Below are 25,797 nucleotides of genomic sequence, written 5' to 3'. Positions count from 1 at the left end.
ACCGCTGCCTGCACTAGCCTTCTCGCCATGGCCTCAGGGGACCCGACGACGCGCGGGACGAGCGAAACCGCGGTGGGCACGTCCGACCCCGGTCAGCAGTGGAGCACGGTCAGCAACCCGACGAGCCGGCCGTGGCTGCGCACCACGATCACGGCCGGGGTCACCGTGTCGCTGTTCCTCGTGTGCCTGCTCGTGCTGCTCGGCATCCTGGGCGGGCGGCTCGACTCGCACGTGATCCTCACGGCAGCCCTGGCGGCCATCGTGCCGTTGTTCGTCATCGTGCCGACCTTTCTGTGGCTCGACCGCTTCGAGGCCGAGCCGCCCGGCTACCTCGTCTTCGCCTTTCTCTGGGGGGCGCTGGTCGCGGTCGTGGGCGCGTTCTTCATCAACACCTTCGGCCTGCAGGTGCTCATCGACGCCCAGTGGAGCGACCCGTTCGAGACCGGCGCCGTCTATCTCGCTCCGCTGACCGAGGAGACGCTCAAAGGCCTCGGCGTGCTGCTGATCTTCCTGCTGCGGCGCAAGGAGTTCGACGGCATCATCGACGGCATCGTCTACGCCGGTCTCATCGGGGCCGGCTTCGCGTTCAGCGAGAACATCCTCTACCTCGGTCAGGCCATCACCGAGTACGGCGATGAGGGGCTCCAGGCGACGTTCATCGTTCGGGGCCTCATGGGTCCGTTCGGGCACCCCCTGTTCACCTCGTGCATCGGCATCGGCATCGGCATCGCGGTCGGGGTGCGCAGCCCGCTCGGCAAGGTGGTGGCCGTGGTCACCGGCTGGGTCTGCGCGATGCTGCTGCACGGGCTGTGGAACCTCTCCGCCCTGGCCGGCCTGTCGGGCTTCGTGCAGGCGTACCTGACCTACCAGGTGCCGATCTTCCTGACCTTCATCGGTTTTCTCGTGTGGCTGAGACGTCGGGAGGGTCGCCTCATCGGCCTGTACCTCTCGCCCTACGCGGATGCCGGGTGGCTGAGCCACGGTGAGGTGGCCATGCTGTCGCGGCTGCGCACCCGAGCAGCCGCCCGGTCGTGGGCCCGGTCGACGGGCGGCTCGCCCGCTCGCCGGTCCATGCGCGCGTTCCAGGACAGCGCGAGCGAGCTTGCCCTGCTGCGCTACCGGCTGGTGCGAGGCACGGCCGAGAACGGCGCGAGCGACCGCGAGCGAGTGCTGCTCGATGCCATCACCGCACACCGCCGGGCCTTCATCGGTTCGCCGGTCACGTGACCGGCCCGACTATCATGAGACCTCGCTCGCGCGGTTGACGTGCTCCGTGCCGGCGACCGGCCCCCGTAGCTCAGCGGATAGAGCAAGAGCCTTCTAATCTCTTGGTCGCAGGTTCGATTCCTGCCGGGGGCGCCATCGCACACCAGGCCAGGAGGCCGACCCGACAGACGCACCAATCGTGGAGGGAGGCCCGTGGTGGGGCAACCAGCGACCTCCACGGGGCGCGTGAACCGCGACGACGGGCCTGCTGCGCCACGGCGACCGGCCGCCGCGGTGGAGGCCGACCCGGGGCGGGCGCACCACTACGGGGCCTTCTACGGCCTGGATCCGGTTCCGACCGACCGCCCTCTGCTCGTCGTGCACGGGAACTGTCAGGCCGAGTCTCTGCGGGTGGTGCTTCAGCAGAGCCCGCACGCGCCCTGCGCCAGCGTGCGCATCCCACCGGTGCACGAGATCGCGGCCGACGAGATTCCGCTGCTCGAGCGCTTGTTGAGCCGCGCCCGTTGGGTGCTGACCCAGCCCATCGCCGACGACTACCGCGGCCTCCCGCTCGGCAGCCACCAGGTCTCCCGTCGAGCGGCTCGTGCCACGACGATGGTGTACCCGGTCTTTCGCCACGCCGGGCTGCACCCGTGGCAGATCGTCTACCACCACCCGGGGGTCGGCGATCCCCCCTGGTGCCCTACCACGACGCCCGCACCCTCCTGGTCGCCGCGGGCCGGCCCGCGCCGGTCACGACGGCCGACGGCATCCGCGCCGTGTCGCAGTGGTCGCTGGCCGAGCTCGCCCGGCGGGAGGCCGAGGCCGGGGCGCTGACGGTGAGCGAGCTCGTGCTCGCGGCCGGTGCCGGTGCGGCGCACACGGTGAACCACCCGGGCAACGCGCTCATCGTGGGTCTGGCCCGCCGGGCGGAGGCGGGCTTCGGGTGGCCGGTTTCGGCTGGCGACCCGGGGCGCACTCTGCTCGACAGCGTGCACGCGCCGGTCGAGGCGCCCGTGCGCGCGGCGTTGGGGCTGCCGCCGGCCGGCGGCAGCGAGCACCACACCGACTGGGTCGTGGGCGGCCGGGTGGTGAGCGCCGCCGAGGTTCGTGCGGTGCAGCTGGGCTGGTACGAGCAGCATCCGGCCGTGGTGGCCCGGTTGCTGGCGCGGTCGGCCGACCAGCTGCTGCTGCTCGGCGCGACGGGGCTGCCGGGCTGAGCCGCGCCGGCTCCTTCGGGCTCCGCTGACCACCCGCGCGGCGGGCTGGTCGTAGACACGGCGCGCCTGGGTTTGGCCGCATTGCCCCGACCCGCCAGACTGTGGCCGTGGCAGCAGCTTTCGGCACTTCGGCGGGTTTGTCCCAGAGCGACTCCGCGCTTCTGGATGCCGTTCGCGACGTCCGCGTGGCCGTGGCCGACGCGAGGTTGCCGCTCGAGCTGCCCGCCGTCGTCGCCGCTCGGAGCGCCCGCACCCGGTTGCTCGACCAGCTGGGCGACTACGTCATCCCCCGTCTCGAGGCCCTCGATGCGCCCCTGCTGGCCGTGGTGGGCGGGTCGACCGGTTCGGGCAAGTCGACCCTGGTCAACTCCCTGGTCGGCCTCGAGGTGTCGTCACCGGGGGTGCTGCGACCGACCACGCGCTCGCCGGTGCTCGTGCACCACCCGTCTGACGAGCCGTGGTTCTCTGGACAGCGCGTGCTGCCCGGACTGTCGCGGGTCACCGGCGCCCACGCCGACAGTGAAGGGCCGGGGTCGCTGCGGCTGGTGTCGACCGATGCCGTCTGGCCCGGGCTCGCTCTCGTCGACGCCCCCGACATCGACAGTGTCGTCGCCGCCAACCGTGAGCTCGCGGCCCAGCTGCTCGCTGCCGCCGATCTCTGGCTGTTCGTCACCACGGCCGCGCGCTACGCCGATGCCGTTCCGTGGGACCTGTTGCGAGAGGCGGCCGAACGAGGCACCTCGGTGGCCGTCGTGCTCGACCGCGTACCGGCGGAGGCCGTGGCGGAGATTCGTCCGCACCTCGCGTCGATGTTGCGGGAGCAGGGCCTCGCGCAGGCGCCCGTCTTCACGGTTACCGAGACCGCTCTGCGAGAAGGCCTGCTTCCCCGCGACGAGGTCGCACCCCTGCAGACCTGGCTCGGCACCCTCGCCGGCGACGCGACGGCGCGAGCCGACGTGGTGCGCCACACCCTGCGTGGGGCGCTCGACTCCCTGGACAGCCGCGTCGCCGCCCTGGCCACGAGCTCTGCCGAGCAGGCCGGCGCCGTCGACACGCTCGTCGCGGTCGCCCACGAGGCCTACGGCGACGCGCACCAGCAGGTTCGGGCCGGCATGGTCGACGGCACCTTGCTTCGAGGTGAGGTGCTGGCCCGTTGGCAGGAGTTCGTCGGCACAGGTGAGTTCTTCCGTCAGGTCGAGTCGACCGTCTCGCGACTGCGCGACCGCTTCACCGCGTTCGTCAAGGGCGAGCCGGCCATGGCCGAGAACCTCGGTGAGGCGCTGCAGAACGGGGTGGAGGCGCTCATCGCCAACCGGGCCGAGCTGGCCGCGAGCACCACGGCGCGGCAGTGGCGAACCCTGCCGGGGGGCCGGCAGCTGCTCGTCACCGACCCTGGGCTGTCTCGCTCGAGTGGCAATGGTGACGAACGCATCGCCCGGCTGGTGCGCGACTGGCAGGGCGACATCCTCGCGATGGTTCGCCACGAGGGGAAGGACCGCCGGTCGACGGCCCGCATCATGGCGTACGGGGTCAACGGTCTCGGGGTCGTGCTCATGCTCGTCACCTTTGCAAGCACCGCCGGCATCACCGGCGCCGAGGTGGGCATCGCCGGGGGCACCGCCGTCGTCGGGCAGAAGCTGCTCGAGGCCGTGTTCGGCGACCAAGCCGTTCGCGAGCTGGCCCGCCAGGCCCGTGAACGACTGCTCGACCGCGTGTCCGAGCTGTACGAGGTCGAACGCCTGCGCTTCGACGATGCGGTCGCGAGCCTGGGCGTCGACCCAGACCAGTCGCGCCACCTCTCGGCAGCCGCCGAGGCCGTAAGGAGGTCACGATGAGTGCGATCAGAACCGGACGGGCAGCCCGCGGCAGCCGAGCCACGCGACGACCGGCGAGGGACCTCTCGGCATCTGACCTGGCCCGACGCGCCGAGGCGCTGTCGATGGCCCTGATGTCGGGCGGGGCCGAGCTCGACCCCACCGACTCCGACCTGGCCCGTCGTGTGGTCGACAAGGCCTGGGAACGCACGCACATCGCCGGTGACCACACCGTCGTGGCCCTGGCCGGCGCCACCGGGAGCGGCAAGTCGTCGGTGTTCAACGCGCTGGTCGGGTCGCCGGTCGCCGCGATCGGCGCCCGAAGGCCGACCACGTCGGTTCCCTCGGCTGCCGTCTGGGGCAGCAGCGACGCCACCGAGCTGCTCGACTGGCTGCACGTCGACGCCCGCCACGTCGTCAGTGCTGACGTCGCTGACCTCGCTGCCGATGGAACGTCGCGCCTCGACGGCCTCGTGCTGCTCGATCTTCCCGACTTCGACTCCCGGGAGGTGAGCCATCGTGTCGAAGCCGAACGGGTGCTCGAGCTCGTGGATGTGTTCGTCTGGGTGACCGACCCCCAGAAGTACGCCGATGCGCGCCTGCACGACGAGTTCGTCAGCCTCTTGTCGCGGCATGACGCCGCGACCCTGGCGGTGCTCAACCAGGTCGACCGGCTCACGCCGGGCGAGGCGTCGTCGGTCTGCGACGACCTCATGCGCCTGCTGGTCGCCGACGGGGTCGCCGCAGCGACGGTCCTCCCGACGTCCGCGATCGACGGTGGGGGAGTCGCCGAGCTCACGGAGCAGATCGCTCAGGCGGTGGCCGGTCACGCGGCGTCCCGTCGACGCCTTCGGGCCGACATCGTCGCCGCAGCCATCACGCTGCGTGCCGGAGTGGCCGACGATGAGCCCGAGGCGATGGAGCTGCCTCGGCCCGAGCTCGACTCGGCGCTCGCGAGGGCGGCCGGGGTGCCCATCGTGCTCGACGCCGTTGCTCGCGACTACCGGCGGGAGGCCTTTGCCCACACCGGCTGGCTCTTCGCCCGGTGGACCCGGGGTTTCGCCGCCGATCCGCTGCGGCGCCTGCGACTCGACCGCTCTGGTGATGCCAACCCGATCCCCGTCGACATCCAGACCTCCGACGTGCGAGCGGTGCTCGGCCGGTCGTCGATCCCAAGCCCGAGCGTTTCCGCCGTGGCCGCCGTCGACGTGGCCACCCGTAGCTTCGTGCGCTCGGCCTCCGACGGGTTGCCGGTGCGTTGGGCCGTCGCCGTCGAGGATGCCGTCGACCAGGGTGAGGGGGCCCTGCGCGACGCGCTCGACATGGCCGTGCTCGGCACGTCGCTCCGGGCTCGACGACCGGCGTGGTGGCTGGTCGTCAACCTGATGCAGTGGACGCTCGGCCTGCTCGCGCTCGCCGGGCTGGCGTGGCTCGCCGTGCTCTGGGGGATCGGCCTGGCTCAGCTGCCCCGCCCCGACACTCCGTCGCTCGGCATCCTGCCCGTGCCGCTGGTCATGCTCGTCGGCGGACTCCTGCTCGGGGTGGGTCTCGGTGCGCTCTGTCGGTGGTGGGCTCGGGTGGGGGCGCTGCGTCGCCGGGCCACCATCGCCAAGCGGCTCGCATCGTCGATCGCCACCGTGGGTGACGATCGCGTGGCAGCCCCGGTGGCCGAGGTGCTCGGAAGGCATCGCGAGACCCGCCGTCAGCTCGACCGCGCCCGTTCCTGACCCTGTCCACACCCCCCATGCCGGAGCCGGGTTCGTCCACAGGCCGCCCAGCGGCCCTCGCGGTGATGGCTGGTGGCAGGAGACGGTGGGCGTGGCGACCAGCCGAGGCCGCTGACCCGACGAGCAGCAGGAGCAGAGCATCGATGAACGAGACCAGGGTGACCATCCACGGCAACGTCGTGACCGAGCCGGTCGTGCGCGAGACACGCACCGGGGGAGTCTTCACGACCTTCCGCATCGCCACGACCCCCTTCAGCCGCACGGCCGACGGCAAGTTCGTCGACGGTGACACGAGCTTCTACGGCGTGATCGCCTTCAACGCCCTCGGGGCCAACATCGGCGCCTCCCTGCGCAAGGGTCAGCCGGTCGTGGTCGAGGGCAAGCTGAGCACCCGCGAGTGGCAGGGCGCTGACGGTCAGCTGCGTCAGAGCACCGAGATCGACGCCGAGCACGTGGGCCACGACCTGACCTGGGGGCGCTCGAGGTTCGAGCGTCTCAGCAAGGCCGCTGCCCTCGGCCACGACCGGCTCAGCGAGCCTGAGGTCGCCGATGCCCTCCAGGCGATGGCCGAGGCTGGCGACCAGCGGCCGGCGGGCGTCGACGAGAACGGGGTGGTCGACGCCGGCCTCTACCAGGTGGCCACGACCGGTGACCCTGAGACCGATGACTACGAGGTGGTCGACCCGCTCTCGGCCTGAGGCACCCACTCGGCCCCGGGCGGACGAGTTGGGTCGCCCGGGCCCGGGCGGATAGCCTGCGACGCATGGCTGAGTACATCTACACCATGACCCGAGCTCGTAAGGCACACAACGAGAAGGTCATCCTCGACGACGTCTCGATGTCGTTCTACCCCGGCGCGAAGATCGGGATGGTCGGCCCCAACGGGGCCGGCAAGTCGACGATCCTCAAGATCATGGCCGGTCTCGACCAGCCCTCCAACGGTGAGGCCCGGCTGGCCAACGGCGCCACCGTCGGCATCCTGCTGCAGGAGCCGCCGCTCAACGAGGACAAGACCGTGCTCGGCAACGTCGAGGAGGGCGCCGGCGAGATCAAGGCCAAGGTCGACCGGTACAACGCCATCTCCGAGGAGATGGGCGAACCCGACGCCGACTACGACGCCCTGCTCGCCGAGATGGGCACCCTGCAGGAAGACATCGACCACGCCGACGCGTGGGACCTCGACAGCCAGCTCGAGCAGGCGATGGACGCCCTGCGCTGTCCACCCGGCGACTCACCCGTCACCAACCTCTCGGGTGGTGAGCGTCGACGCGTCGCGCTGTGCAAGCTGCTCCTGCAGAAGCCTGACCTGCTGCTGCTCGACGAGCCCACCAACCACCTCGACGCCGAGTCGGTGCTGTGGCTCGAGCAGCACCTCGAGAGCTACCCGGGCGCCGTCATCGCGGTCACCCACGACCGGTACTTCCTCGACAACGTCGCGCAGTGGATCGCCGAGGTCGACCGCGGCCGGCTCTACCCCTACGAGGGCAACTACTCGACCTACCTCGAGAAGAAGTCCGAGCGCCTCACCATCTCGGGCAAGAAGGACGCCAAGCTGGCGAAGCGCCTCAAGACCGAGCTCGAGTGGGTTCGCAGCAACGCCAAGGGCCGTCAGGTCAAGAGCAAGGCGCGACTGGCCCGCTACGAGGAGATGGCCGCCGAGGCCGACCGCACCCGCAAGCTCGACTTCGAAGAGCTGCAGATTCCACCCGGCCCGCGCCTGGGTTCGACCGTCATCGAGGTCAAGAAGCTGACCAAGGGCTTCGGCGACCGGGTGCTCATCAAGGACCTCTCGTTCTCGTTGCCGCGCAACGGCATCGTCGGCGTGATCGGCCCGAACGGCGTGGGCAAGTCGACCCTCTTCAAGACGATCGTCGGGTTCGAGAAGCCCGACTCGGGCGAGGTGAAGATCGGCGAGACCGTCAAGATCTCCTACGTCGACCAGGGGCGCGAGGGGCTCGACCCCAAGAAGAACCTGTGGGAGGTCGTGTCCGACGGCCTCGACCACATGAAGGTCGGCAACGTCGAGATTCCGTCACGTGCCTATGTCTCGCAGTTCGGCTTCAAGGGCCCCGACCAGCAGAAGATGACCGGTGTGCTCTCCGGTGGCGAGCGCAACCGCCTCAACCTGGCGCTCACCCTCAAGCAGGGTGGCAACCTGCTGCTGCTCGACGAGCCCACCAACGACCTCGACGTCGAGACTCTGGGCTCGCTCGAGAACGCGCTGCTCGAGTTCCCCGGCTGCGCCGTGGTCATCACCCACGACCGGTGGTTCCTCGACCGGGTGGCGACGCACATCCTCGCCTACGAGGGCACGGCCGAGAACCCGGGCAGCTGGTACTGGTTCGAGGGCAACTTCGCCTCCTACGAGGAGAACAAGGTCGAGCGGCTCGGTCCCGACGCGGCCCGCCCGCACCGGGTCACCTACCGCAAGCTGACCCGCGACTGACCCGAGGCTCATGTACGAAACTGGCCACTCGACCTGCACCCCAGGTCGAGTGGCCACTTTCGTACGCACCCCAGGTCGAGTGGCCACTTTCGTACACGGACGCCGGCCGTCGGTCAGGCGATCAACGGGCTGCGGGACGCCACGGGGGCGTCACCGCTGAGGGCCTGCTGCCAGGCGCGCGCCAGGCGTCGGCCCACCTCGTCGGCCTCGTCGGGGGCCACGCAGTACGGCACCCGGACGAAGCGGCCGAGCCCACCCTGGATGCCGAACTGGCTCCCACGGGCCAGGCGGACGCCGGCCTCCTCACCGGCTCTGACCAGCGCGTCACCCCGGTCGACCGGCAGCTCGCACCAGAGGTTGAGACCGCCGGGGGGCAGCTCGAAGCTCCAGTCGGGAACGTGCCGGTGCAGGGCCGCCGCCATGGCGTCGCGGCGCTCACGGGTCGACGCCCGCCTCTGGTCGAGGAGGGCGTCGCCTTCGCGCAGCAGCTCGACCACGAGCAGCTGCTCGAGCACCGACGTGCCGAGGTCGAGGCTGTGGCGGGCTTCGACGATGGCGGCCGCGTCTGCGAGCGGGGAGCGCACCCAGCCCACCCGCACACCACCCCACCAGGTCTTGGCCGCACTGCCGATGGTGATAGCGGTGTCGGCGTGCGTGGCGAACGGGGCCGGGGGAGGGCCGTCGAGGCCGAGCTCGACAAACGTCTCGTCGACCACGGCACGGGCCCGGCAGCGCCGCAGGATGCGGGCCACCGCCATGCGCGTCGGTGCGTCCATGAGCTGGCCGGTGGGGTTCTGGAAGTCGGGAATCAGGTAGACCAGCCGGGCTCGGCTCTGTCGCAGGGCGGCCTCCATCGCCTCGAGATCCCAGCCGGTGCGCGTGATCGGGAACGCCACCGCACGCAGTGACGAGCGCCTGGTGCCGACCAGGGCGTTGGGGTAGGTGGGGGTCTCGAACAGCACGCGGTCGCCCACGTCGAGCAGCGCTCGAAGGGTGGCCGACAGCCCCGCGTGCGCCCCCGAGGTGACGATGACCTGGTCGGCCTCGGTCGGCAGGCCGCGACCGGTGAACCAGTCGGCGATGGCCGTGCGGGCCTCGGGGATGCCGTGTGGGCTGTAGCCGGCCGTGGCCAGGTGGCGGGGCAGGGCGGCCAGAGCCCGTTCGTAGGCGCGCGACAACCCCGCGGCAGCGGGCAGAGCGGCATACGTCAGGTCGATGACGTCGTCAGGCACTGGCGTCGGTATCAACCCGGCCTGCGACAGAGCCAGGCCGGTCTGAGCCTGGGGGAGGGTCACGATGCTGCCCGATCCCCGACGGGTCAGCACGAAGCCGTCTTCCCGGAGCAGGTCGAGAGCGCCACCGACGGTCGTGCGGCTGAGCCCGAGCTCGCTCGTCAGAGACCGTTCGCTCGGCAACCTGGTGCCCACGAGCAGTCGACCGTCGCAGATCAGCCGCCGCACCGCGTCGGCGAGCCCGCGGTAGGCGGGACGGGTGAGCAGCGGCTCGGGGCCGAGCAGACTGCCCAAGGAGCGGGCGGATACCGAGCGCATCAGTCCACTCTGGCACAAGTGGCCCTGGAAATGCGGTCCAGTTGTGCGGCATCCTGAACATCATGCGCCACCACCTCACGCGTGCGGCTCGGGCCGCCCGTCTTCGACACGCACCCCTTGCCAACCTCACCCCCCGAGAGCAGCTGAGGGCAGGCCGGCTGACCCGTCGCCTGACGCAGCTGATGGTCGGCCTGACCCTCTACGGACTGTCGATGGCGATGATGATCCGCGGCGCCCTCGGCCTGGACCCGTGGGACGTGTTCCACTCGGGGCTCGCGTCACGGGTGCCGCTCACCTTCGGTCAGGTCACCATCGTCGTCGGGGCGCTCGTGCTGCTGCTGTGGTGGCCGCTGCGGCAGTGGCCGGGCTTCGGCACCATCGCCAACGTCGTGGTGATCGGCGTCGCGGCCGACGTCGGCCTCGGCCTGCTCACCACCCCCGACACGATCTGGGCCCGAGGGCTGCTGCTCGCGTTCGGCATCGTGCTGAACGGCCTGGCCGGAGGCCTCTACATCGGCAGCCAGCTCGGACCGGGCCCGCGCGACGGTCTCATGACCGGCTTCGCTCGCCGCACCGGTCTGTCGATCAGGGTGGTGCGCACCACGATCGAGGTCGTGGTGCTCGTGGTCGGCTGGGTGCTCGGCGGCCCGGTGGGGGTCGGCACCGTGCTCTATGCGGTCTCGATCGGCCCACTGGTGCAGTTCTTCCTCCCGCGGCTCACCGTGCCCCTGGAGTCACCCCGGCGTTCGTGCGACGCATCGGTGGCATCGGCGCCATCGACGAAGACGGCTGATCGCTGACGGGCCCGCAGTCACGACGCGGGAGCGCTGCCCAGGAGCCAGCTCGTGAGCACCCGGCATCCGTTCTGCTGCCAGAGCGCCAGGTCGAGCCGCTCGGCTCGGCTGACCACGGGCAGGAGGCCCTCGAGCAGGGCAACGGTGCTCGTCTCCGAGACGGTCGCCGACCTGGCGTCGAGGGTCAGGTGAGGGTGCACGTCGCCGAAGGCGCCACCGTAGGGCAGGTACGAGGGGAAGGCCTCGCACAGCGCCGCGGTCAGGGTGCGAAACGGCTCGTCGGGCTCGGGGACGAGATGGATGATGCCGTTCGGGAACGTGTCGACCCCGCCGAGCGTGAAGGCGAACGGCTCTGTGCGGCAGGCGATCTCGGCGACGCGACGGAGGGCCTCGGCGTCGGTCGCGTCGGGTGGCAGGAACGGGCCCAGGGCGGTGACGTGGGCATGCCCGAACTCGGCGTCGGGGGAGAGCCAGGTGGCGTCGTAGTGAGCGGTTCGCGCCCGGACGAAGGCCTCGAGCGGCGGCACCGGCACCTGCAACACGGTGTGACCGGGCTGGGACCCGGCGGTGGTGGCGGTGGTGTTGGTGGCGGCGGCAGCGCTGCTCAGGTGGCGGCGCCCACGAGGCGCAACGCCAGATGGGCGTTGGTGGCGCCGATCTGGGCCGGCGTGCGACGGATCGTCGGGGAGTACCACCGCGCCACGTCGACGGCGATCGACAGCAGGGCGAGCGCGGTGTCACCGATGTCGTCGATGGTGAACAGACCCTCGCGGGTGCCGGCCTCGAGGATGCCGCGCACGACTGCGTCGATCTGCTTGCGCAGGGCGAGCACCTCGGCGTGGTGCTCAGGCGTCAGGTGGTGGTGCTCGTACTGCACCACCCGCGCGATCTCGTACTGCTCGGCGTGCCACTGCGAGAAAGTCGCCACCAGGTCGGCGAGCTGCTGCGTGGGGGTGGCGGCGTCGGCGACGGCCGCACGCACCTCACGCAGGGCCGACTCGTGGCCGGTGCGGCTGAGGTTGAACAGCAGCTCCTCCTTGGAACCGAAGTGCACGTAGACCCCGGCCGGGCTCAGGCCGGCGCCCGACGCGATGTCGCGCGTCGTGGTCGCGTGGAAGCCCTTGTCGGCGAAGGCCCGCGCGGCCGCCTGCATGAGCCGCCCGACCGTGGTGCGATCGGGCGCTGGCGATGTGGTTCTCGGCACGTTGACAGCATGCCGCAGCGTTGCGAAACTAAGCAAGCGCTTAGTCACCGTTCGCTTGGAGGAATCTGCCATGCCCCGCCACATCTACGACGAGGACCACGAGGCGCTTCGGGCCTCTGCCCGCGAGTTCGTCGAGCGCACGCTGCGCCCCCGGGCCCAGCAGATGATTGACGAGAAGTCGATCGAGCGGGACGTCTGGAAGGAGGCCGGGAAGCAGGGCTTCTTCGGCTTCGACATTCCGGAGGAGTTCGGTGGTGCGGGTGTGCGCGACTACCGCTTCAACGCCGTGCTGAGTGAGGAGATGTCGCGGTTCAACGCCGCCACCAGTTCGTGCTTCGGCATCCACTCCGACGTCTGTCCGCCCTACATCGTCGACCTGGGCACCGACGAGCAGAAGCAGCGGTGGCTGCCCGGGATCGCCAGCGGCGACCTGATCATCGCGATCGCCATGACCGAGCCCTCGGGCGGCTCCGACCTGGCCGCCCTCAAGACCACGGCCGTGCGCGACGGCGACGCCTGGCGCCTGAACGGCAGCAAGACCTTCATCACCAACGGGTACCAGGCCGACCTGGTGATCGTGGCGGCCCGCACCGACCCCGGGAAGGGCGCCAAGGGCATCACCCTGTTCGTCGTCGAGCGCGGCATGCCGGGGTTCGTCAACGGCCGCAAGCTCGACAAGGTCGGCATGGAGGAGTCCGACACCGCCGAGCTGTTCTTCGAGGATGTCCGCGTTCCCGACGAGAACCGGCTCGGTGAGCAGGGGCTGGGTTTCATCGCCATGATGCAGCGGCTCCCGCAGGAGCGCATCGGTGCAGCGGTCTCCAACGTCGCGCACGCCAAGGCGATCCTCGAGGAGACCATTGCCTACGCCAAGGAGCGCAAGGCCTTCGGTCAGCCGATCGGCAGCTTCCAGCACAACAAGTTCCTGCTCGCCGAGCTGGTCACCAAGATCGAGGTGGCCGAGGCGTACATCGACGACTGCGTGCTCGCGCACTCGAAGGGTGAGCTCACCGCGATCGACGCAGCCAAGGCGAAGTGGTGGAGCTCGCAGGTGCAGAACGAGGTGCTCGACCACTGCGTCCAGCTCTACGGCGGCTACGGGTTCATGAACGAGTACCGGGTGGCCCGAGCCTGGCGCGACGCCCGGGTGACGAAGATCTGGGCCGGCAGCAACGAGATCATGAAGGAGCTCATCGGCCGGGACATCGGTCTGTGATGTCGGGCGAGGGCATGAGGCGCCACGAGGGAGCCGTCGCCATCGTCACGGGCGCCAGCCGCGGCATCGGCCTCGGCATCGCCGAGCGTCTGGTCGCCGAAGGCGCCAAGGTGGTCATCACCGCACGCAAGGCGGACGCGCTCGCCGCTGCCGTCGAGCACCTGGGCGGGCCGGCGAACGCGCTCGGCATCGCTGGGAACGCGGCCGACGAGGACCATCAGGACGAGGTCGTGGCGGCAGCCCGCGCGACGTTCGGCGGGCTGCACCTGCTGGTCAACAACACGGGAATCAACCCGTCGTACGGGCCGATGCTCGACGGCGACGCCGCCATGGCCCGCAAGGTGCTCGACGTCAACGTCGTCGCGGCCTTCTCGTGGATCAAGAAGGCGGTCGCGGCGGGCATCGGCGACTCCGACCACCCGGCATCCGTGGTCAACGTCGCATCGGTGGCCGGGCTGGGAGCCTCCGGTGTCATCGGCTGGTACGGCGTCTCGAAGGCCGCGCTCATCCACCTGACGACCGAGCTCGGACATCAGCTGGGGCCTCAGGTGCGGGTCAACGCGGTGGCACCGGCGGTCGTCAAGACGAGGTTCGCCGAGGCCCTCTACGAGGGCCGAGAGGAGACGGTGGCGGCCGCCTACCCGATGAAGCGGCTCGGAACACCCGACGACGTCGCGGGCGCGGTGAGCTTTCTGCTCAGCGTCGACGCCTCGTGGATCACCGGGCAGACGATCACCATCGACGGCGGGGTGACCCTGGGCGGGGCCCTCTGAGACCGCACTTGGCGAGTAAGCCTCACCTAAGTAAGGTGTGCCTGTCCTAATAAACGACAGAGAGACTCGCCGTGCTCCGCCTTCGAACTTCCGCCCGTTCTGCCGTCGTCACCGTGGCTGCGGCCCTGCTCGTTCTCGCCGGCTGCTCCACCGGCCCGTCGGGTTCATCGCCTGCCACCCCGCCTGCCACCCCGGCGGCCGCCACCGGTGGCGCGTCGAGCGCGGCCGATGCGAACGCCTACCCGGTGACCATCAAGCACGCCTTCGGAGAGACCAGCATCACCCAGACTCCGAGGCGCATCGTCACCCTCGGCTGGACCGACGCCGACCACGTCGCCGCGCTCGGCGTCGCGCCGGTGGGGGCTCCCAAGGTCACCTGGGGTGGCAACGCCAAGCTGTCGAGCGACTGGTTCGACAAGCAGCTCGCCGTCATCGGCGGGGCCGCACCGACCCGCTTCGACGACGCCGACGGTGCGCCCATTGAGGAGATCGCCAAGCTCTCTCCCGACCTGATCCTCGCCACCAACTCGGGCCTGACGAAGGTCGAGTACGACAAGCTGAGCAAGCTCGCCCCCGTGGTGGCGTACCCGAAGGTGGCCTGGGGCACGCCGTGGAAGGAGTCGCTCGAGATCATCGGCACAGCGCTCGGCCGCTCGACCCAAGCCGCCGCGGTCGAGGCGGAGACCGAGCAGACCCTCGCCGACGCGAAGGCGAAGTACCCACAGCTCGAGGGGAAGACCTTCATCTACGGCTTCGTGACTCCGGCCGACTACTCCCAGGTCGGCTACTACACCCCGCTCGACCTGCGCCCCCGCATGCTCACCGAGCTCGGCATGAAGAACGCCCCGGTGATCGAGAAGCTCTCGGGTGACTCCAAGGAGTTCTACCGCACGGTCAGCGCCGAGCAGGCCGCCACCCTCGACTCCGACATCCTGCTGACCTACATCGAGGACGACGCCGAGGTCGCCGCCATGCGCAAGGACCCGCTCATCGGCCAGATCCCGGCCGTCAAGGCCGGGGCCGTCGTCGCCACCAAGGACAAGCGTGTCGGGCTCACCACGAGCTCGCCCTCGCCGCTGTCGATCCCGTTCATGGTCGATCTCTTCGTACCTACGGTGGCCGAGGCGGTCGCCAACGCCGAAGCGAGCTGATGAGCAGCCGTACCCGGTCGCTCACCCTCACCGGTGCGCTCGTCGTGCTGGTGGGGGTGGCGGTGCTCGCCTCGATCACCATCGGCTCGCGCCCGGTCGCCGTCGGCGACGTCTTCGCCGTGCTCACCGGCAACGGTGGCGACCTCGCCGACCGTGGGGTGGTCGAGGCCCGCATCGCCCGCACGGCCGTCGGGCTGCTCGTCGGGGCGGGTCTGGCCGTGGCCGGGGCGGCCATGCAGGGCCTGACCCGCAACCCGCTGGCCGACCCGGGGTTGCTCGGGGTCAACGCCGGCGCGTCGCTCGCCGTCGTGGTCGCCATCAGTGTGTTCGGGGTCGGCACGCTGACCGGCTACGTCTGGTGGGCCATGGCCGGCGCCGGGCTTGCCGCGGTGCTCGTGCATGCCCTGGCGGGCCTGGCCCGTGGGGGCGTGACCCCGCTGCGGCTGACCCTGGCCGGGGCCGCGGTGAGCGCGGGCCTGGCCAGCTGGTCGTCGGGCCTGCTCGTGTCGAGCCAGCAGTCGCTCGACTCGTTCCGGTTCTGGCAGGTCGGCACCATCGGCGGGCGTGGGCTTGACCTCGTCATCACCGTGCTGCCCTTCTTCGCCTTCGGTCTGGTCGTCGTCCTGCTCGCCGTGCGCCAGCTCAACGCCCTCGCGCTCGGTGACGACCTCGCCCGCGGCCTCGGCGAGAACCTGCTGTTCGCCCGCTCCGCCGTAGCGGTCGGGGTGGCGGTGCTCTGTGGCGCCGCCACCGCACTGGCCGGGCCGGTCGGCTTTCTCGGCCTCGTCGTGCCGCACGTCGCACGCTTCGTCGTGGGCCCCGACCACCGACGGATCATCCCCGTCTGCCTGCTCATCGGGCCTGCGCTGCTGCTCGTCGCCGATGTCGTCGGTCGCGTCGTCGCCCGCCCCACGGAGGTTCAGGCCGGCATCATGACGGCCGCCGTGGGGGTGCCCGTCTTCGTGGTGCTCGTGCGGCGCGGCCGGATGGCGACGCTGTGAGCGCGCCCGTGGCCACCTCCGTCGACAGGGCCCGGCGCCACCCCACTGGCCGGATGCCGCTGGGCCGCGACCCGGTCGAGGCCGCCGCCGACGTCGCGCTCGTCACGCGCGCCCATCGTCGCCCCCTGCGTCGGGTCCGCCTGGTCGTCGGGATGCTCTTCGTCGTGACCGTGGCCGTCGTGCTGGCCCGGGTGCTGCTCGGGGAGTACACCGTCACCCTCGTCGACTTCGTGCGCATCCTGCGCGGGGAGACGCTCGAGACCGCCCCCGGCGCGTCGTTCATCGTCATGGAGGCCAAGCTGCCGAGGGCCCTCATCGGCGCTCTCGCCGGGGGGGCCTTCGGCGCCGCTGGGGCGATGTTCCAGACCACCCTGCGCAACCCGCTCGCGAGCCCCGACATCATCGGGATCAGCCTGGGCGCCAGTGCCGCGGCCGTGGTCGCCCTGACCTTCTTCGACGCCCAGGGGTTTGTGGTGCCGCTCGCTGCGCTGGCCGGAGCGATGGCCGTGAGCGTCGTGATGTACCTCGTGGCGCGGGGCACCTCCCTCGCCGGCCAGCGCATGGTGCTCGTCGGCATCGGTGTCGCAGCCCTGCTGGCCAGCGTCATCCAGCTCGTCATGACTCGCACCTCGATCCAGGACGCCCAGGCTGCCCTCGTCTGGCTCACCGGCAGCCTGAACCGGGCCACCTGGCCCCTCATCGGGCTGCTCGCTCTCGGCATCGTGGTGCTCGTGCCTGCCCTCGCGTTGAACGCCCGCCGGATGCGACTTGCCGAGCTCGGCGACGAGCTGTCGACGACCCTCGGCTCACCGGCATCCGGTGCGCGTCTCGGTCTGCTGATCGCGGTCGCCCTCTCGGCCTTCGCCACGGCAGCGACCGGGCCCATCTCGTTCGTCGCCTTTCTGGCCGGCCCGATCTCGCGCCGCCTGACCGGTGGTCGGCCCAGCCTCTGGGCGGCCGCCCTCGTCGGCGCCGTGATCGTCGTCGCCGCCGACTACCTCGGTGACTACCTGATCCCCGACGTCAACCTGCCGGTCGGTGTCGTCACGGGCGCCCTCGGCGCCCCCCTCATGCTCGCGGTGGTCATCGCTGCGGGTCGACACGGAAAGGCTTGAGATGACTTCGCGCCAGGCCCCGGATGCCGCTGTCAAGCCTCCTCTCGGGGAGCGTGGACAGAGCCCGCCGGCCGCCCTGCGCACCTACGGGTTGTCGCTCGCCTACGACGGCCGCACGGTCGTGGACACCCTCGACCTCGAGGTGCAGCGGGGCGCCGTGACCGCCATCGTCGGTCCCAACGGCTGCGGCAAGTCGACCGTGCTGCGCGGCCTGTCCAGAATGCTCAGACCCGTGTCGGGCAGGGTGCTGCTGTCAGACCCGGTGAGTGGGTCGGCGGACGCCTGCGGCGAACCCCGGCCATTGCGCGACATCTGGTCGATGCGGCCCAAGGAGTTCGCCCGGCGGGTCGCGCTGCTGCCTCAGACCCCGCCGGTACCGGAGGGCATCACGGTGGTCGACCTCGTGGGTCGTGGCCGGCATCCGCACCACTCGCTCGTGCGGCGCTGGTCGGAGGCCGACGACGAGGCCATCGCCGCGGCGATGCGGTCGACCGACACCACCGGGCTGGCCGAGCGACACGTCGACGAGCTGTCGGGCGGCCAACGTCAACGAGTCTGGATCGCACTCACCCTGGCTCAGGACACCGACGTCATCCTGCTCGACGAGCCGACCACCTACCTCGACGTCGCGCACCAGATCGACGTGCTCGACCTGCTCGTCGACCTCAACCGCCGTCGCGGCACCACCATCGTGATGGTGCTGCACGACCTCAACCTCGCCGCTCGCTACGCCGACCAGGTGGTCGCGCTGCGCGGCGGCCGGCTGCTCGCCCAGGGCCCGCCGGCCGACGTGGTCGACGAGGCCTTCGTGCGCTCGGTGTTCGGGCTCGAGAGCCGAGTCGTCATCGACCCCGTGGCCGGAACCCCACTCGTCATCCCCGCCTCCCGCGACCAGCTGATCGGACCTGCCTCATGACCACGACGACGAACCCGCCCAGCGACGTCGGCAACTTCACTGACGAGACGGACGCCACTGACGAGACGGACGAGACCCTGTCGCCCGTCCTGCGTCTGACCGGGGTGGTGCGCGAAGTCGCACGGCTCAGCCCGTCGTTCGTGCGGATCAGTCTGGGAGGCAGGGGCTTCGAGCACCTGGGGCCCGAAGGTGCAACGCTCGACCAGCGGATCAAGATCGTCATTCCCAACGACGGACACCCCGTGCCGTCGTCGGTGCTCGAGGCCGACGACTGGTACGCCGCCTGGCTCTCGCTGCCCGAGATCGAGCGCGGCCACCTGCGCACGTACACCGCCCGGTTGGTGAGGGGGGAAGGAGCCGATCGCCGGCTCGTCGTCGACTTCGTGCTGCACGGGAGCGATGGCTCACCTGGCTCACCTGGCTCACCTGGCTCAGGTGACTCAGGTGGCGCCTGCGGCCCGGCCGCCACCTGGGCGGCTGCGGCCCGGCTGGGCGACAGGATCGGCGTGCTCGCGCCGCGCCGCGGCCACGAAGACGGCTTCGGCGGCATCGAGTTCGCGCCGGGAGATGCCCGCCGGTTGCTGTTCTGCGCCGACGAGACGGCCCTGCCTGCGGTGGCGTCGATCCTCGAGAGCCTGCCCGTGAACGCCGAGGGGGTCGCGGTCGTCGAGGTTCCGACCGCCGCCGACTTCCTCGACTTCGCGATCCCGCCCGGGGTCGCCATGCACTGGATCGCGCGCGGCGAGCGGCCACGGGGCTGGGCCTCGGTCGCGACCTTCCGGGCCGAGTGCGGCTTGACCGCGGTCGGCGCCGACACTTCCGCGGGGGCGAGGGCGGGGGTCGGGTTCGAGGCCGACGACGACGTGTGGGAGACGCCGGTCTTCAGCTCGTCGGGCGAGACGCTTGACCGCCAGCAACCACGGGATGAGCCGGTCGGCGTCGACGAGACCTACGCGTGGGTCGCCGGCGACTCGGCGACGGTCAAGACGATCCGCCGGATGCTGGTGGGCGAGCTCGGGATGCCGCGACGTCAGGTCGCCTTCATGGGGTACTGGAAGCACGAGGTGGGCAGCTGAGGGCGGCGGATTCGTCTCATCGCCCGGGCGTGAACAGGGCGTCAGTTGTGCCGGAGGGTAGGTGGCAGGCAAGAATGGCGACCGCGGCCGACGGCGTCCGTGTGACGCCCGCACCCCGCGGACACCGTGGGTGATGCTGCTCTGCGAACGACGACGGAAGAAGATTGATGGAGATCTGGCCCGGAAGTGCCTACCCCCTCGGGGCGACCTACGACGGAACCGGGGTCAACTTCGCCCTGTTCAGCGAGGTGGCTGAGCGCATCGAGCTGTGCCTCGTCGACGACGAGGGCGTCGAGACCCGCCTCGACCTGCCCGAGACCGACGCTTTCGTGTGGCACGGCTACGTTCCGTACATGCAGCCTGGGCAGCGTTACGGCTTCCGCGTGCATGGGCCCTACGAGCCCGAGAACGGCCACCGGTGCAACCCGACCAAGCTGCTGCTCGACCCCTACGCCAAGGCGATAGAGGGCCAGCCCACCACCGACCAGTCGCTCTTCTCCTACACCTTCGGTGACGAGAACGCCGCCACAGCGACGCCTCCCAACGCCGACGACAGCCTGGGCAACACCATGCTCTCGGTCGTGACCAACCCCTTCTTCGACTGGGGCGACGACCGCCCGCCGCGTCACTCGTACCACGACTCGGTCATCTACGAGGCTCACGTCAAGGGAATGACCCAGCTGCACCCCGACATCCCCGAGGAGATCCGGGGCACGTACGCGGCCATGGCCCACCCGGCCACCATCGACCACCTCATCGCCCTCGGCATCACGGCGGTGGAGCTCATGCCCGTGCACCAGTTCGTGCAGGACTCCCACCTGGTCGACCGCGGCCTGCGCAACTACTGGGGCTACAACACGATCGGCTTCCTGGCCCCACACAACGGCTACGCGGCCAACGGCGAACGTGGGCAGCAGGTGCTCGAGTTCAAGGGCATGGTCAAGGCGCTGCACGAGGCGGGCATCGAGGTCATCCTCGATGTCGTCTACAACCACACCGCCGAGGGCAACCACATGGGCCCGACGCTCGCCTTCCGCGGCATCGACAACGCGAACTACTACCGCCTCGTCGACGACGACCCGTCGCACTACTACGACACCACGGGCACCGGTAACTCGCTGCTCATGCGTAGCCCGCACGTGCTCCAGCTGATCATGGACTCGCTGCGCTACTGGGTGACCGAGATGCACGTCGACGGCTTCCGGTTCGACCTCGCCGCGACCCTGGCCCGCCAGTTCCACGAGGTCGACAAGCTCTCGGCCTTCTTCGACCTCATCCAGCAGGACCCGGTGGTCAGCCAGGTGAAGCTCATTGCCGAGCCGTGGGACGTCGGTGACGGCGGCTACCAGGTGGGCAACTTCCCGCCGCTCTGGACCGAGTGGAACGGCAAGTACCGCGACGAGGTGCGTGACTACTGGCGCGGTGAGGGTGGCGCCCTCGGTGAGTTCGCCTCGCGGTTCACCGGGTCCAGCGACCTCTACGAGCACTCTGGTCGCAAGCCGATCGCGTCGATCAACTTCGTCACCGCCCACGACGGCTTCACCCTGCGCGACCTCGTCAGCTACAACGAGAAGCGCAACGACGCCAACGGTGAAGGCGGAAACGACGGCGAGAGTCACAACCGCTCGTGGAACTGCGGCGCCGAGGGCCCGACCGACGATGAGCAGGTGCTTGACCTTCGCGCCCGTCAGCAGCGCAACTTCATGACGACCCTGCTGCTGTCGCAAGGGGTTCCGATGGTGCTGCACGGCGACGAGATGGGTCGCACGCAAGACGGCAACAACAACGGCTACTGCCAGGACAACGAGATCTCGTGGGTCGACTGGGACCTCGACGAGCGCCAGCAGCAGCTGCTCGCCTTCACCCAGGGTCTCGTCGCGTTGCGCAAGGAACATGCCGTCTTCCGTCGGCGCCGGTTCTTCGCCGGGAGCGCCGAACACGGCGGCGAGAGCGACTTCGGCGACATCGCCTGGCTGATGCCCAACGCCGAGCACATGGACGAGCAGGCGTGGACCGACGGTCTGACCAAGACGCTCACGGTGTTCCTCAACGGCGCGGCGATCCCGGAGCCCGACAAGCGCGGCAACCCGATCGTCGACGACTCGTTCCTGGTCATGTTCAACGCCCACGACGAGGCGCTGACCTTCACCATTCCCGACGAGGAGTACGGCGCCTGCTGGGTGCCCGAGATCAACACGGCCGTGCACGACGTCGAGGTCAAGCAGCTCGAGCCCGGCTGGCAGATCCAGGTCGACGCCCGCAGCGTCGTTGTGCTGCGCGCCCCGCGCGAGCCCTTGAACCACCCGGTGGCCGGCCTCGCGGAGGGCCTGCCGTCGTGAACCGAGGCGCCGTTCCCGATCGGGCACCCGTCTCGACCCACCGGTTCCAGCTCGAACCGGAGTTCACCCTCGACGATGCCGCGGGACGCCTGCAGTACCTGTCGCGGCTGGGAGTGACCGACGTCTACCTTTCGCCGGTGCTCCAGGCCACCGAGGGCTCCAAGCACGGTTACGACGTGACCGACCACCGGCACATCGCCACCGGGCTGGGCGGCGACTACGCCTTCGAACGGTTCGCCGCCGCCGCCAAGGCGGCCGGGCTGGGCGTGGTCGTCGACATCGTGCCGAACCACATGACGACACCCACGCCGCTGACGCAGAACCGTCCCCTGTGGGCGGTACTGCGCGACGGCCCGGAGTCGCCACTCGCGTTGTGGTTCGACATCGACTGGGACGCGCAGCAGGGCAAGGTGCTCATGCCCGTGCTCGGCGACACGCTGGAAGCGGTGCTCGCCGCGGGTGAGATCACCATCGGGAGCGAGGCCGGACACCCGGTCGTGCGCTACTACGACCACGTTTTCCCCGTTGCAGCGGGCACGGCCGAGCTGCCCTTGGCCGACCTGCTGGCCGCTCAGCACTACCGGCTGGCGTCGTGGACGATCGCCAACGACGAGCTGAACTACCGGCGCTTCTTCGACGTGACGTCGCTCATCGCGGTGCGGGTGGAGGAGCCGGTCGTGTTCGAGGCCACGCACGCGAAGATCGCGGGACTCGTGCAGGCGGGAAAGATCGACGGCCTGCGCATCGACCACCCTGACGGCCTGGCCGACCCGGAGGGTTATCTCGACGCGCTGGCCGAGGCCACGGAGGGCACCTGGGTCGTCGTCGAGAAGATCCTCGAGGGCGACGAGGTGTTGCCCGCCGACTGGGCCTGCGCCGGAACCACGGGCTACGACGCCCTGCTGCGGGTCGGTGGGCTGTTCGTCGACCCGGCCGGCGCTGCGCCCCTTGACGCCCTCTCGACGGAGCTGCTCGGCGAACCGCAGAGCCTGCACGCCATCGTCGAGGAGTCGAAGCGCTGGGTCGTGCAGGGGATGCTCGCCACCGAGGTCAGCCGGTTGGTTCGCCTGCTCGCGCGGGTGGTGCCGGCTGCCGACCAGGCCATGCTGCGACGAGCGCTCGTCGAGCTGCTCGTCGCGATGGACCGCTACCGCGCCTATGTGCGCCCCGGTGAGGTCATGACGCCCGACGCGAGCGAGGCTCTGGCCGAGGCGCAGTCACGGGCCACCGCTGCCGCCGACGAGAGTGACCGGGATGCCGTCGCGCTCGTGGCCGACATCGCGCGAGGTGTCGACGTGGCCGGGGAGGCGGCCGGCTCCGATGCCGCCCGCGACGAGTTCATGGTGCGCTTCCAGCAGACCTGCGGGCCGGCCATGGCCAAGGCCATCGAGGACACGGCCTACTACCGTTATGTCCGGCTGACGGGCCTCAACGAGGTGGGGGGCGACCCGTCGTCGCTCGGCACGGAGACGGGCGAGTTCCACGCCTTCGCCGCTGCTCTGGCCGCCGACTGGCCGCACACGATGACGACGCTCTCGACACACGACACGAAGCGGTCGGAAGACCTGCGGGCCCGGCTTTTCGTGCTGGCCGAGCGCCCCGAGGCCTGGGCCGACTGGGTGCGCACGGCCCGTGAGCTGGTGGCCGACCGACGTTCTGACGAGGTCGACGCGCTGACCGAGTACTTCCTCTGGCAGACCGTCGCTGGGGCCTGGCCGATCACGGCCGATCGCCTGGGCGGCTACGCCCTCAAGGCGATCCGGGAGTCCAAGCTGCGCACCAGCTGGACCGACCCCGACGAGGCTTACGAGTCGGCCGTCGCCGACCTCGTCACCCTCATGGCGAGCGACCCGGCGGTGGCGACACACCTCGAGGCCTGGCACGACGCCACGTCTCGCGAGGCCCGGGCCAACGTGCTCGGTCAGAAGCTGGTGCAGCTGACCATGCCCGGAGTGCCTGACGTCTACCAGGGCAACGAGCTCGTCGATCTCTCGCTCGTCGACCCCGACAACCGTCGGGCTGTCGACTACGAAGACCGTGGCTCCCGTCTTGCTCGGCTCGACGCCGGTCAGGCGCCGGCCGACCTCAGTGACGAGAAGCTGTTGGTGACCTCACGAGCGTTGCGCCTGCGCCGCGACACTCCTGACGTCTTCGTGGGCCTGTCGACGAGCCATGCCGGGCTGACCACCGGCTCAGCGCACCTCGTCGCCTTCGGTCGCGGTCGCGGCGACCGGGTCGAGGTCGTCGTGCTGGCGACCCGGCTGGCCGGTCTGCTCGCTGATCGCGGTGGGTGGGGTGACGACACCGTCGACCTCCCCGAGGGCGCGTGGCAAGACCTCCTGTCGGGAGAGCGGTTCTCAGGCGGGTCAGTGCCCATCAAGAGGGTGCTGCGCGAGCCGGGGCTTCCCGTCGCGTTGCTGGTGCGAGCGGAGGAGCAGGCGTGACCGCAGACGTACGGGTGTGGGCCCCGCGGGCCGACACCGTGGACATCGTGCTGTCGGGGGGAGCCGACGGAGCAGTCGGAGCCGTCAGCGCCCGGCATCCGATGCACCTGGAGGGCGACGGCTGGTGGGGCTGGCAGCCGACCGGTGACGTGCTCGACTACGGGTTCGGTCTCAACGGAGGTGACCCGCTGCCCGATCCCCGAAGCGCGTGGCAGCCACACGGGGTGCACGGGCTCAGCCGCCGGTTCGACGCGTCGGCGTTCGCGTGGGCGGATGCCGACTGGAGCGGGCCGCGTGCCGGTGCCGGGGTGCTGGGTGGAGTCGTGTACGAGCTGCACATCGGCACCTTCACACCCGAGGGCACCTTCGACGCGGCGCTACGACATCTCGACCACCTGGCCGACCTGGGTGTCGACGTGGTCGAGGTCATGCCGGTGTCGGCGTGGAACGGCGACCATGGCTGGGGTTACGACGGGGTGGCGCCGTATGCCGTTCACGATGCCTACGGCGGCCCCGAGGCGTTCCAGCGGTTCGTCGACGCATGCCACTCCCGCGGCCTCGGGGTATGCCTCGATGCTGTCTACAACCACCTCGGGCCGACCGGCAACTACCTGGCCCAGTTCGGCCCGTACTTCACCGACACGCACTCGACGCCGTGGGGTGACGCGGTCAACCTCGACGGTGAGGGCAGCGCCGAGGTGCGCCGCTGGATCGTCGACAACGCTCTGCGCTGGTTTCGTGACTTTCACGTCGACGCACTGCGGCTCGACGCGGTGCATGAGCTGCGCGACGACTCGAGGCCGCACATCCTGGCTCAGCTCTCCGACGAGGTGGCTTCTCTCGCAGTCGATCTCGGTCGTTCCCTCGACCTCATCGCCGAGAGCGACCTCAACGACCCGATCATGGTGACGCCGACCGCCGACGGCGGGTTCGGCATGACAGCGCAGTGGGACGACGACCTGCACCACGCGTTGCACGTGGTGTTGACGGGTGAGACCCAGGGCTACTACTCCGACTTCGCCGGCGACAACGACTCGTGGCCCGTGGGTGGCCCGCTGTCGGTGCTGGGCAAGGCGATGTCCGACGCGTTCCTGCACGACGGGCGCTACTCCTCGTTCCGCGACGACACGTGGGGCGCGCCGGTCGACAAGTCCGTCACGTCGGGGCACCGCTTCCTGGCGTACCTGCAGACCCATGACCAGGTGGGCAACCGCGCCACCGGCGACCGCATCAGCGAGTCGATCACCCCGGGGCAGCAGGCGATCGGTGCCGCGCTCTACCTGCTCTCGCCCTATACGGCGATGATCTTCATGGGGGAGGAGTGGCGGGCCAGCACACCCTTCCAGTTCTTCACCTCCTTCGACGAGAAGTGGCTGGCTGATGCCGTTCGGGAGGGCCGCCGTGGTGAGTTCGCCTCGCACGGCTGGGATGAGAACGACGTGCCCGACCCTCAGCACCCGCAGACCCGCGCGGCGAGCGTGCTCGTCTGGCAGGAGGTGAGCCAACCTGAGCACACCGCGATGCTCGACTTCTACCGACGGCTCATCGCGCTGCGCCGATCGGAGCCCGATCTGGCCAGCGGCGACCTCACCGACTCCGAGGTGCGGGTCGACGATGCGGCTCGATGGTTCGCCCTGACCCGAGGGGCGTTCGTCATCGTGGCGAACCTCGCCGAGGAGAGTCAGGTCGTGCCGGTCAAGGGCGAGGATCTCGAGGTCGTGGCGTCGTGGGGTGCGCCGCCGGTGATGGAGGCAGACGGCATCCGGCTCGACGGGCACGACGTGGCGGTGCTGCGCACGAGCTGA

Annotated in this window: 19 protein-coding genes, 1 tRNA gene and 1 pseudogene; 18 read left to right on the top strand and 3 right to left on the bottom strand. The window is 70.3% G+C overall.

The genetic code is table 11. The annotated features are described in order from the left end of the window. Positions 1-27: 27 nt before the first annotated feature. The 7 genes and pseudogenes from BA895_RS13530 to ettA all read left to right on the top strand — a co-directional run bounded on the left by BA895_RS13530 (position 28) and on the right by ettA (position 8,413). Positions 28-1,227 (top strand): PrsW family intramembrane metalloprotease, encoded by a 1,200-nt coding sequence (locus BA895_RS13530; protein ID WP_083283335.1) that lies wholly within the window; start codon positions 28-30, stop codon positions 1,225-1,227. Positions 1,228-1,286: 59 nt separating this feature from the next. Next, positions 1,287-1,362 (top strand) — tRNA-Arg (locus tag BA895_RS13525). Between the two features lie 57 nt (positions 1,363-1,419). After that, positions 1,420-2,426, top strand: a pseudogene (locus BA895_RS24945) (WcbI family polysaccharide biosynthesis putative acetyltransferase). A 107-nt stretch (positions 2,427-2,533) separates the two neighbouring features. Then, positions 2,534-4,261, top strand: coding sequence for a dynamin family protein (locus tag BA895_RS13515; RefSeq protein ID WP_254666466.1), 1,728 nt, complete (start codon positions 2,534-2,536; stop codon positions 4,259-4,261). Further along, positions 4,258-5,967: a GTPase gene (locus tag BA895_RS13510; RefSeq protein WP_070192427.1), complete on the top strand. Its 1,710-nt coding sequence runs from the start codon at positions 4,258-4,260 to the stop codon at positions 5,965-5,967. The genes BA895_RS13515 and BA895_RS13510 overlap by 4 nt, the downstream gene beginning before the upstream one ends. A 143-nt stretch (positions 5,968-6,110) precedes the next feature. Beyond that, complete coding sequence (locus BA895_RS13505; RefSeq protein WP_070192426.1) at positions 6,111-6,665, top strand: single-stranded DNA-binding protein; 555 nt, start codon at positions 6,111-6,113, stop codon at positions 6,663-6,665. 65 nt (positions 6,666-6,730) lie between these two features. Beyond that, positions 6,731-8,413 carry an energy-dependent translational throttle protein EttA gene (gene ettA / locus BA895_RS13500; RefSeq protein WP_070192425.1) on the top strand — a complete coding sequence of 561 codons (1,683 nt, stop codon included), beginning with the start codon at positions 6,731-6,733 and terminating at the stop codon, positions 8,411-8,413. Positions 8,414-8,526: 113 nt separating this feature from the next. Here ettA and BA895_RS13495 read toward each other — a convergent pair whose 3' ends face one another. Continuing rightward, the gene (locus BA895_RS13495) at positions 8,527-9,963 is read right to left on the bottom strand and encodes a PLP-dependent aminotransferase family protein (protein WP_070192424.1); all 1,437 of its coding nucleotides are present in this window, start codon (positions 9,961-9,963) and stop codon (positions 8,527-8,529) included. Between the two features lie 62 nt (positions 9,964-10,025). On the opposite strand from BA895_RS13495, the gene BA895_RS13490 reads away from it, so the two are divergent. Continuing rightward, positions 10,026-10,763 (top strand): YitT family protein, encoded by a 738-nt coding sequence (locus BA895_RS13490; RefSeq protein ID WP_070192423.1) that lies wholly within the window; start codon positions 10,026-10,028, stop codon positions 10,761-10,763. 11 nt (positions 10,764-10,774) lie between these two features. Here the strand turns inward: BA895_RS13490 and BA895_RS13485 are convergent, their stop codons facing one another. Next, positions 10,775-11,290 carry a 2'-5' RNA ligase family protein gene (locus BA895_RS13485; protein ID WP_254666465.1) on the bottom strand — a complete coding sequence of 172 codons (516 nt, stop codon included), beginning with the start codon at positions 11,288-11,290 and terminating at the stop codon, positions 10,775-10,777. A gap of 71 nt (positions 11,291-11,361) precedes the next feature. After that, on the bottom strand, positions 11,362-11,961 hold the full coding sequence (locus BA895_RS13480) for a TetR/AcrR family transcriptional regulator (protein ID WP_254666464.1): 600 nt from the start codon (positions 11,959-11,961) through the stop codon (positions 11,362-11,364). A gap of 70 nt (positions 11,962-12,031) precedes the next feature. Between BA895_RS13480 and BA895_RS13475 the strand changes: the two genes are divergently transcribed. The 10 genes from BA895_RS13475 to treZ all read left to right on the top strand — a co-directional run bounded on the left by BA895_RS13475 (position 12,032) and on the right by treZ (position 25,797). Further along, positions 12,032-13,177, top strand: a complete 1,146-nt coding sequence (locus BA895_RS13475; RefSeq protein ID WP_070192421.1) for an acyl-CoA dehydrogenase family protein — start codon at positions 12,032-12,034, stop codon at positions 13,175-13,177. Between the two features lie 14 nt (positions 13,178-13,191). Then, positions 13,192-13,950 carry an SDR family oxidoreductase gene (locus BA895_RS13470; protein ID WP_070192448.1) on the top strand — a complete coding sequence of 253 codons (759 nt, stop codon included), beginning with the start codon at positions 13,192-13,194 and terminating at the stop codon, positions 13,948-13,950. Between the two features lie 71 nt (positions 13,951-14,021). Next, positions 14,022-15,101, top strand: coding sequence for an iron-siderophore ABC transporter substrate-binding protein (locus BA895_RS13465; RefSeq protein WP_070192420.1), 1,080 nt, complete (start codon positions 14,022-14,024; stop codon positions 15,099-15,101). Then, positions 15,101-16,102 (top strand): iron ABC transporter permease, encoded by a 1,002-nt coding sequence (locus BA895_RS13460; RefSeq protein WP_070192419.1) that lies wholly within the window; start codon positions 15,101-15,103, stop codon positions 16,100-16,102. Before BA895_RS13465 ends, BA895_RS13460 begins: the two co-directional genes overlap by 1 nt. Continuing rightward, the gene (locus tag BA895_RS13455) at positions 16,099-17,217 is read left to right on the top strand and encodes an iron chelate uptake ABC transporter family permease subunit (protein ID WP_254666463.1); all 1,119 of its coding nucleotides are present in this window, start codon (positions 16,099-16,101) and stop codon (positions 17,215-17,217) included. Before BA895_RS13460 ends, BA895_RS13455 begins: the two co-directional genes overlap by 4 nt. Position 17,218: 1 nt before the next feature. Then, positions 17,219-18,133 (top strand): ABC transporter ATP-binding protein, encoded by a 915-nt coding sequence (locus BA895_RS13450; protein ID WP_083283331.1) that lies wholly within the window; start codon positions 17,219-17,221, stop codon positions 18,131-18,133. Continuing rightward, entirely contained in the window at positions 18,130-19,209 is a 1,080-nt protein-coding gene (locus tag BA895_RS13445; RefSeq protein ID WP_083283330.1) for a siderophore-interacting protein, read from the top strand. Before BA895_RS13450 ends, BA895_RS13445 begins: the two co-directional genes overlap by 4 nt. Positions 19,210-19,376: 167 nt before the next feature. Further along, on the top strand, positions 19,377-21,548 hold the full coding sequence (gene glgX, locus BA895_RS13440) for a glycogen debranching protein GlgX (protein WP_070192417.1): 2,172 nt from the start codon (positions 19,377-19,379) through the stop codon (positions 21,546-21,548). Further along, a complete protein-coding gene (gene treY, locus BA895_RS13435; RefSeq protein WP_070192416.1) occupies positions 21,545-23,992 on the top strand; it encodes a malto-oligosyltrehalose synthase in 2,448 nt (815 codons plus the stop codon). The genes glgX and treY overlap by 4 nt, the downstream gene beginning before the upstream one ends. Further along, complete coding sequence (gene treZ / locus BA895_RS13430) at positions 23,989-25,797, top strand: malto-oligosyltrehalose trehalohydrolase (protein WP_070192415.1); 1,809 nt, start codon at positions 23,989-23,991, stop codon at positions 25,795-25,797. Before treY ends, treZ begins: the two co-directional genes overlap by 4 nt.

The sequence above is a fragment of the Humibacillus sp. DSM 29435 genome, from assembly GCF_001758225.1.
GTDB lineage: Bacteria > Actinomycetota > Actinomycetes > Actinomycetales > Dermatophilaceae > DSM-29435.
The sequence above is the reverse complement of the archived record's forward strand: the minus strand, read 5'-3'. Positions and strand labels throughout refer to the sequence as shown.

Excerpts from the sequence above, each read along its gene's own strand:
- BA895_RS13530 (WP_083283335.1), top strand. The coding sequence starts at position 28 with ATGGCCTCAGGGGACCCGACGACGCGCGGGACGAGCGAAACCGCGGTG.
- BA895_RS13510 (WP_070192427.1), top strand. The coding sequence starts at position 4,258 with ATGAGTGCGATCAGAACCGGACGGGCAGCCCGCGGCAGCCGAGCCACG.
- BA895_RS13505 (WP_070192426.1), top strand. The coding sequence starts at position 6,111 with ATGAACGAGACCAGGGTGACCATCCACGGCAACGTCGTGACCGAGCCG.
- ettA (WP_070192425.1), top strand. The coding sequence starts at position 6,731 with ATGGCTGAGTACATCTACACCATGACCCGAGCTCGTAAGGCACACAAC.
- BA895_RS13495 (WP_070192424.1), bottom strand. The coding sequence starts at position 9,963 with ATGCGCTCGGTATCCGCCCGCTCCTTGGGCAGTCTGCTCGGCCCCGAG.
- BA895_RS13490 (WP_070192423.1), top strand. The coding sequence starts at position 10,026 with ATGCGCCACCACCTCACGCGTGCGGCTCGGGCCGCCCGTCTTCGACAC.
- BA895_RS13475 (WP_070192421.1), top strand. The coding sequence starts at position 12,032 with ATGCCCCGCCACATCTACGACGAGGACCACGAGGCGCTTCGGGCCTCT.
- BA895_RS13470 (WP_070192448.1), top strand. The coding sequence starts at position 13,192 with ATGAGGCGCCACGAGGGAGCCGTCGCCATCGTCACGGGCGCCAGCCGC.
- BA895_RS13460 (WP_070192419.1), top strand. The coding sequence starts at position 15,101 with ATGAGCAGCCGTACCCGGTCGCTCACCCTCACCGGTGCGCTCGTCGTG.
- BA895_RS13450 (WP_083283331.1), top strand. The coding sequence starts at position 17,219 with ATGACTTCGCGCCAGGCCCCGGATGCCGCTGTCAAGCCTCCTCTCGGG.
- BA895_RS13445 (WP_083283330.1), top strand. The coding sequence starts at position 18,130 with ATGACCACGACGACGAACCCGCCCAGCGACGTCGGCAACTTCACTGAC.
- glgX (WP_070192417.1), top strand. The coding sequence starts at position 19,377 with ATGGAGATCTGGCCCGGAAGTGCCTACCCCCTCGGGGCGACCTACGAC.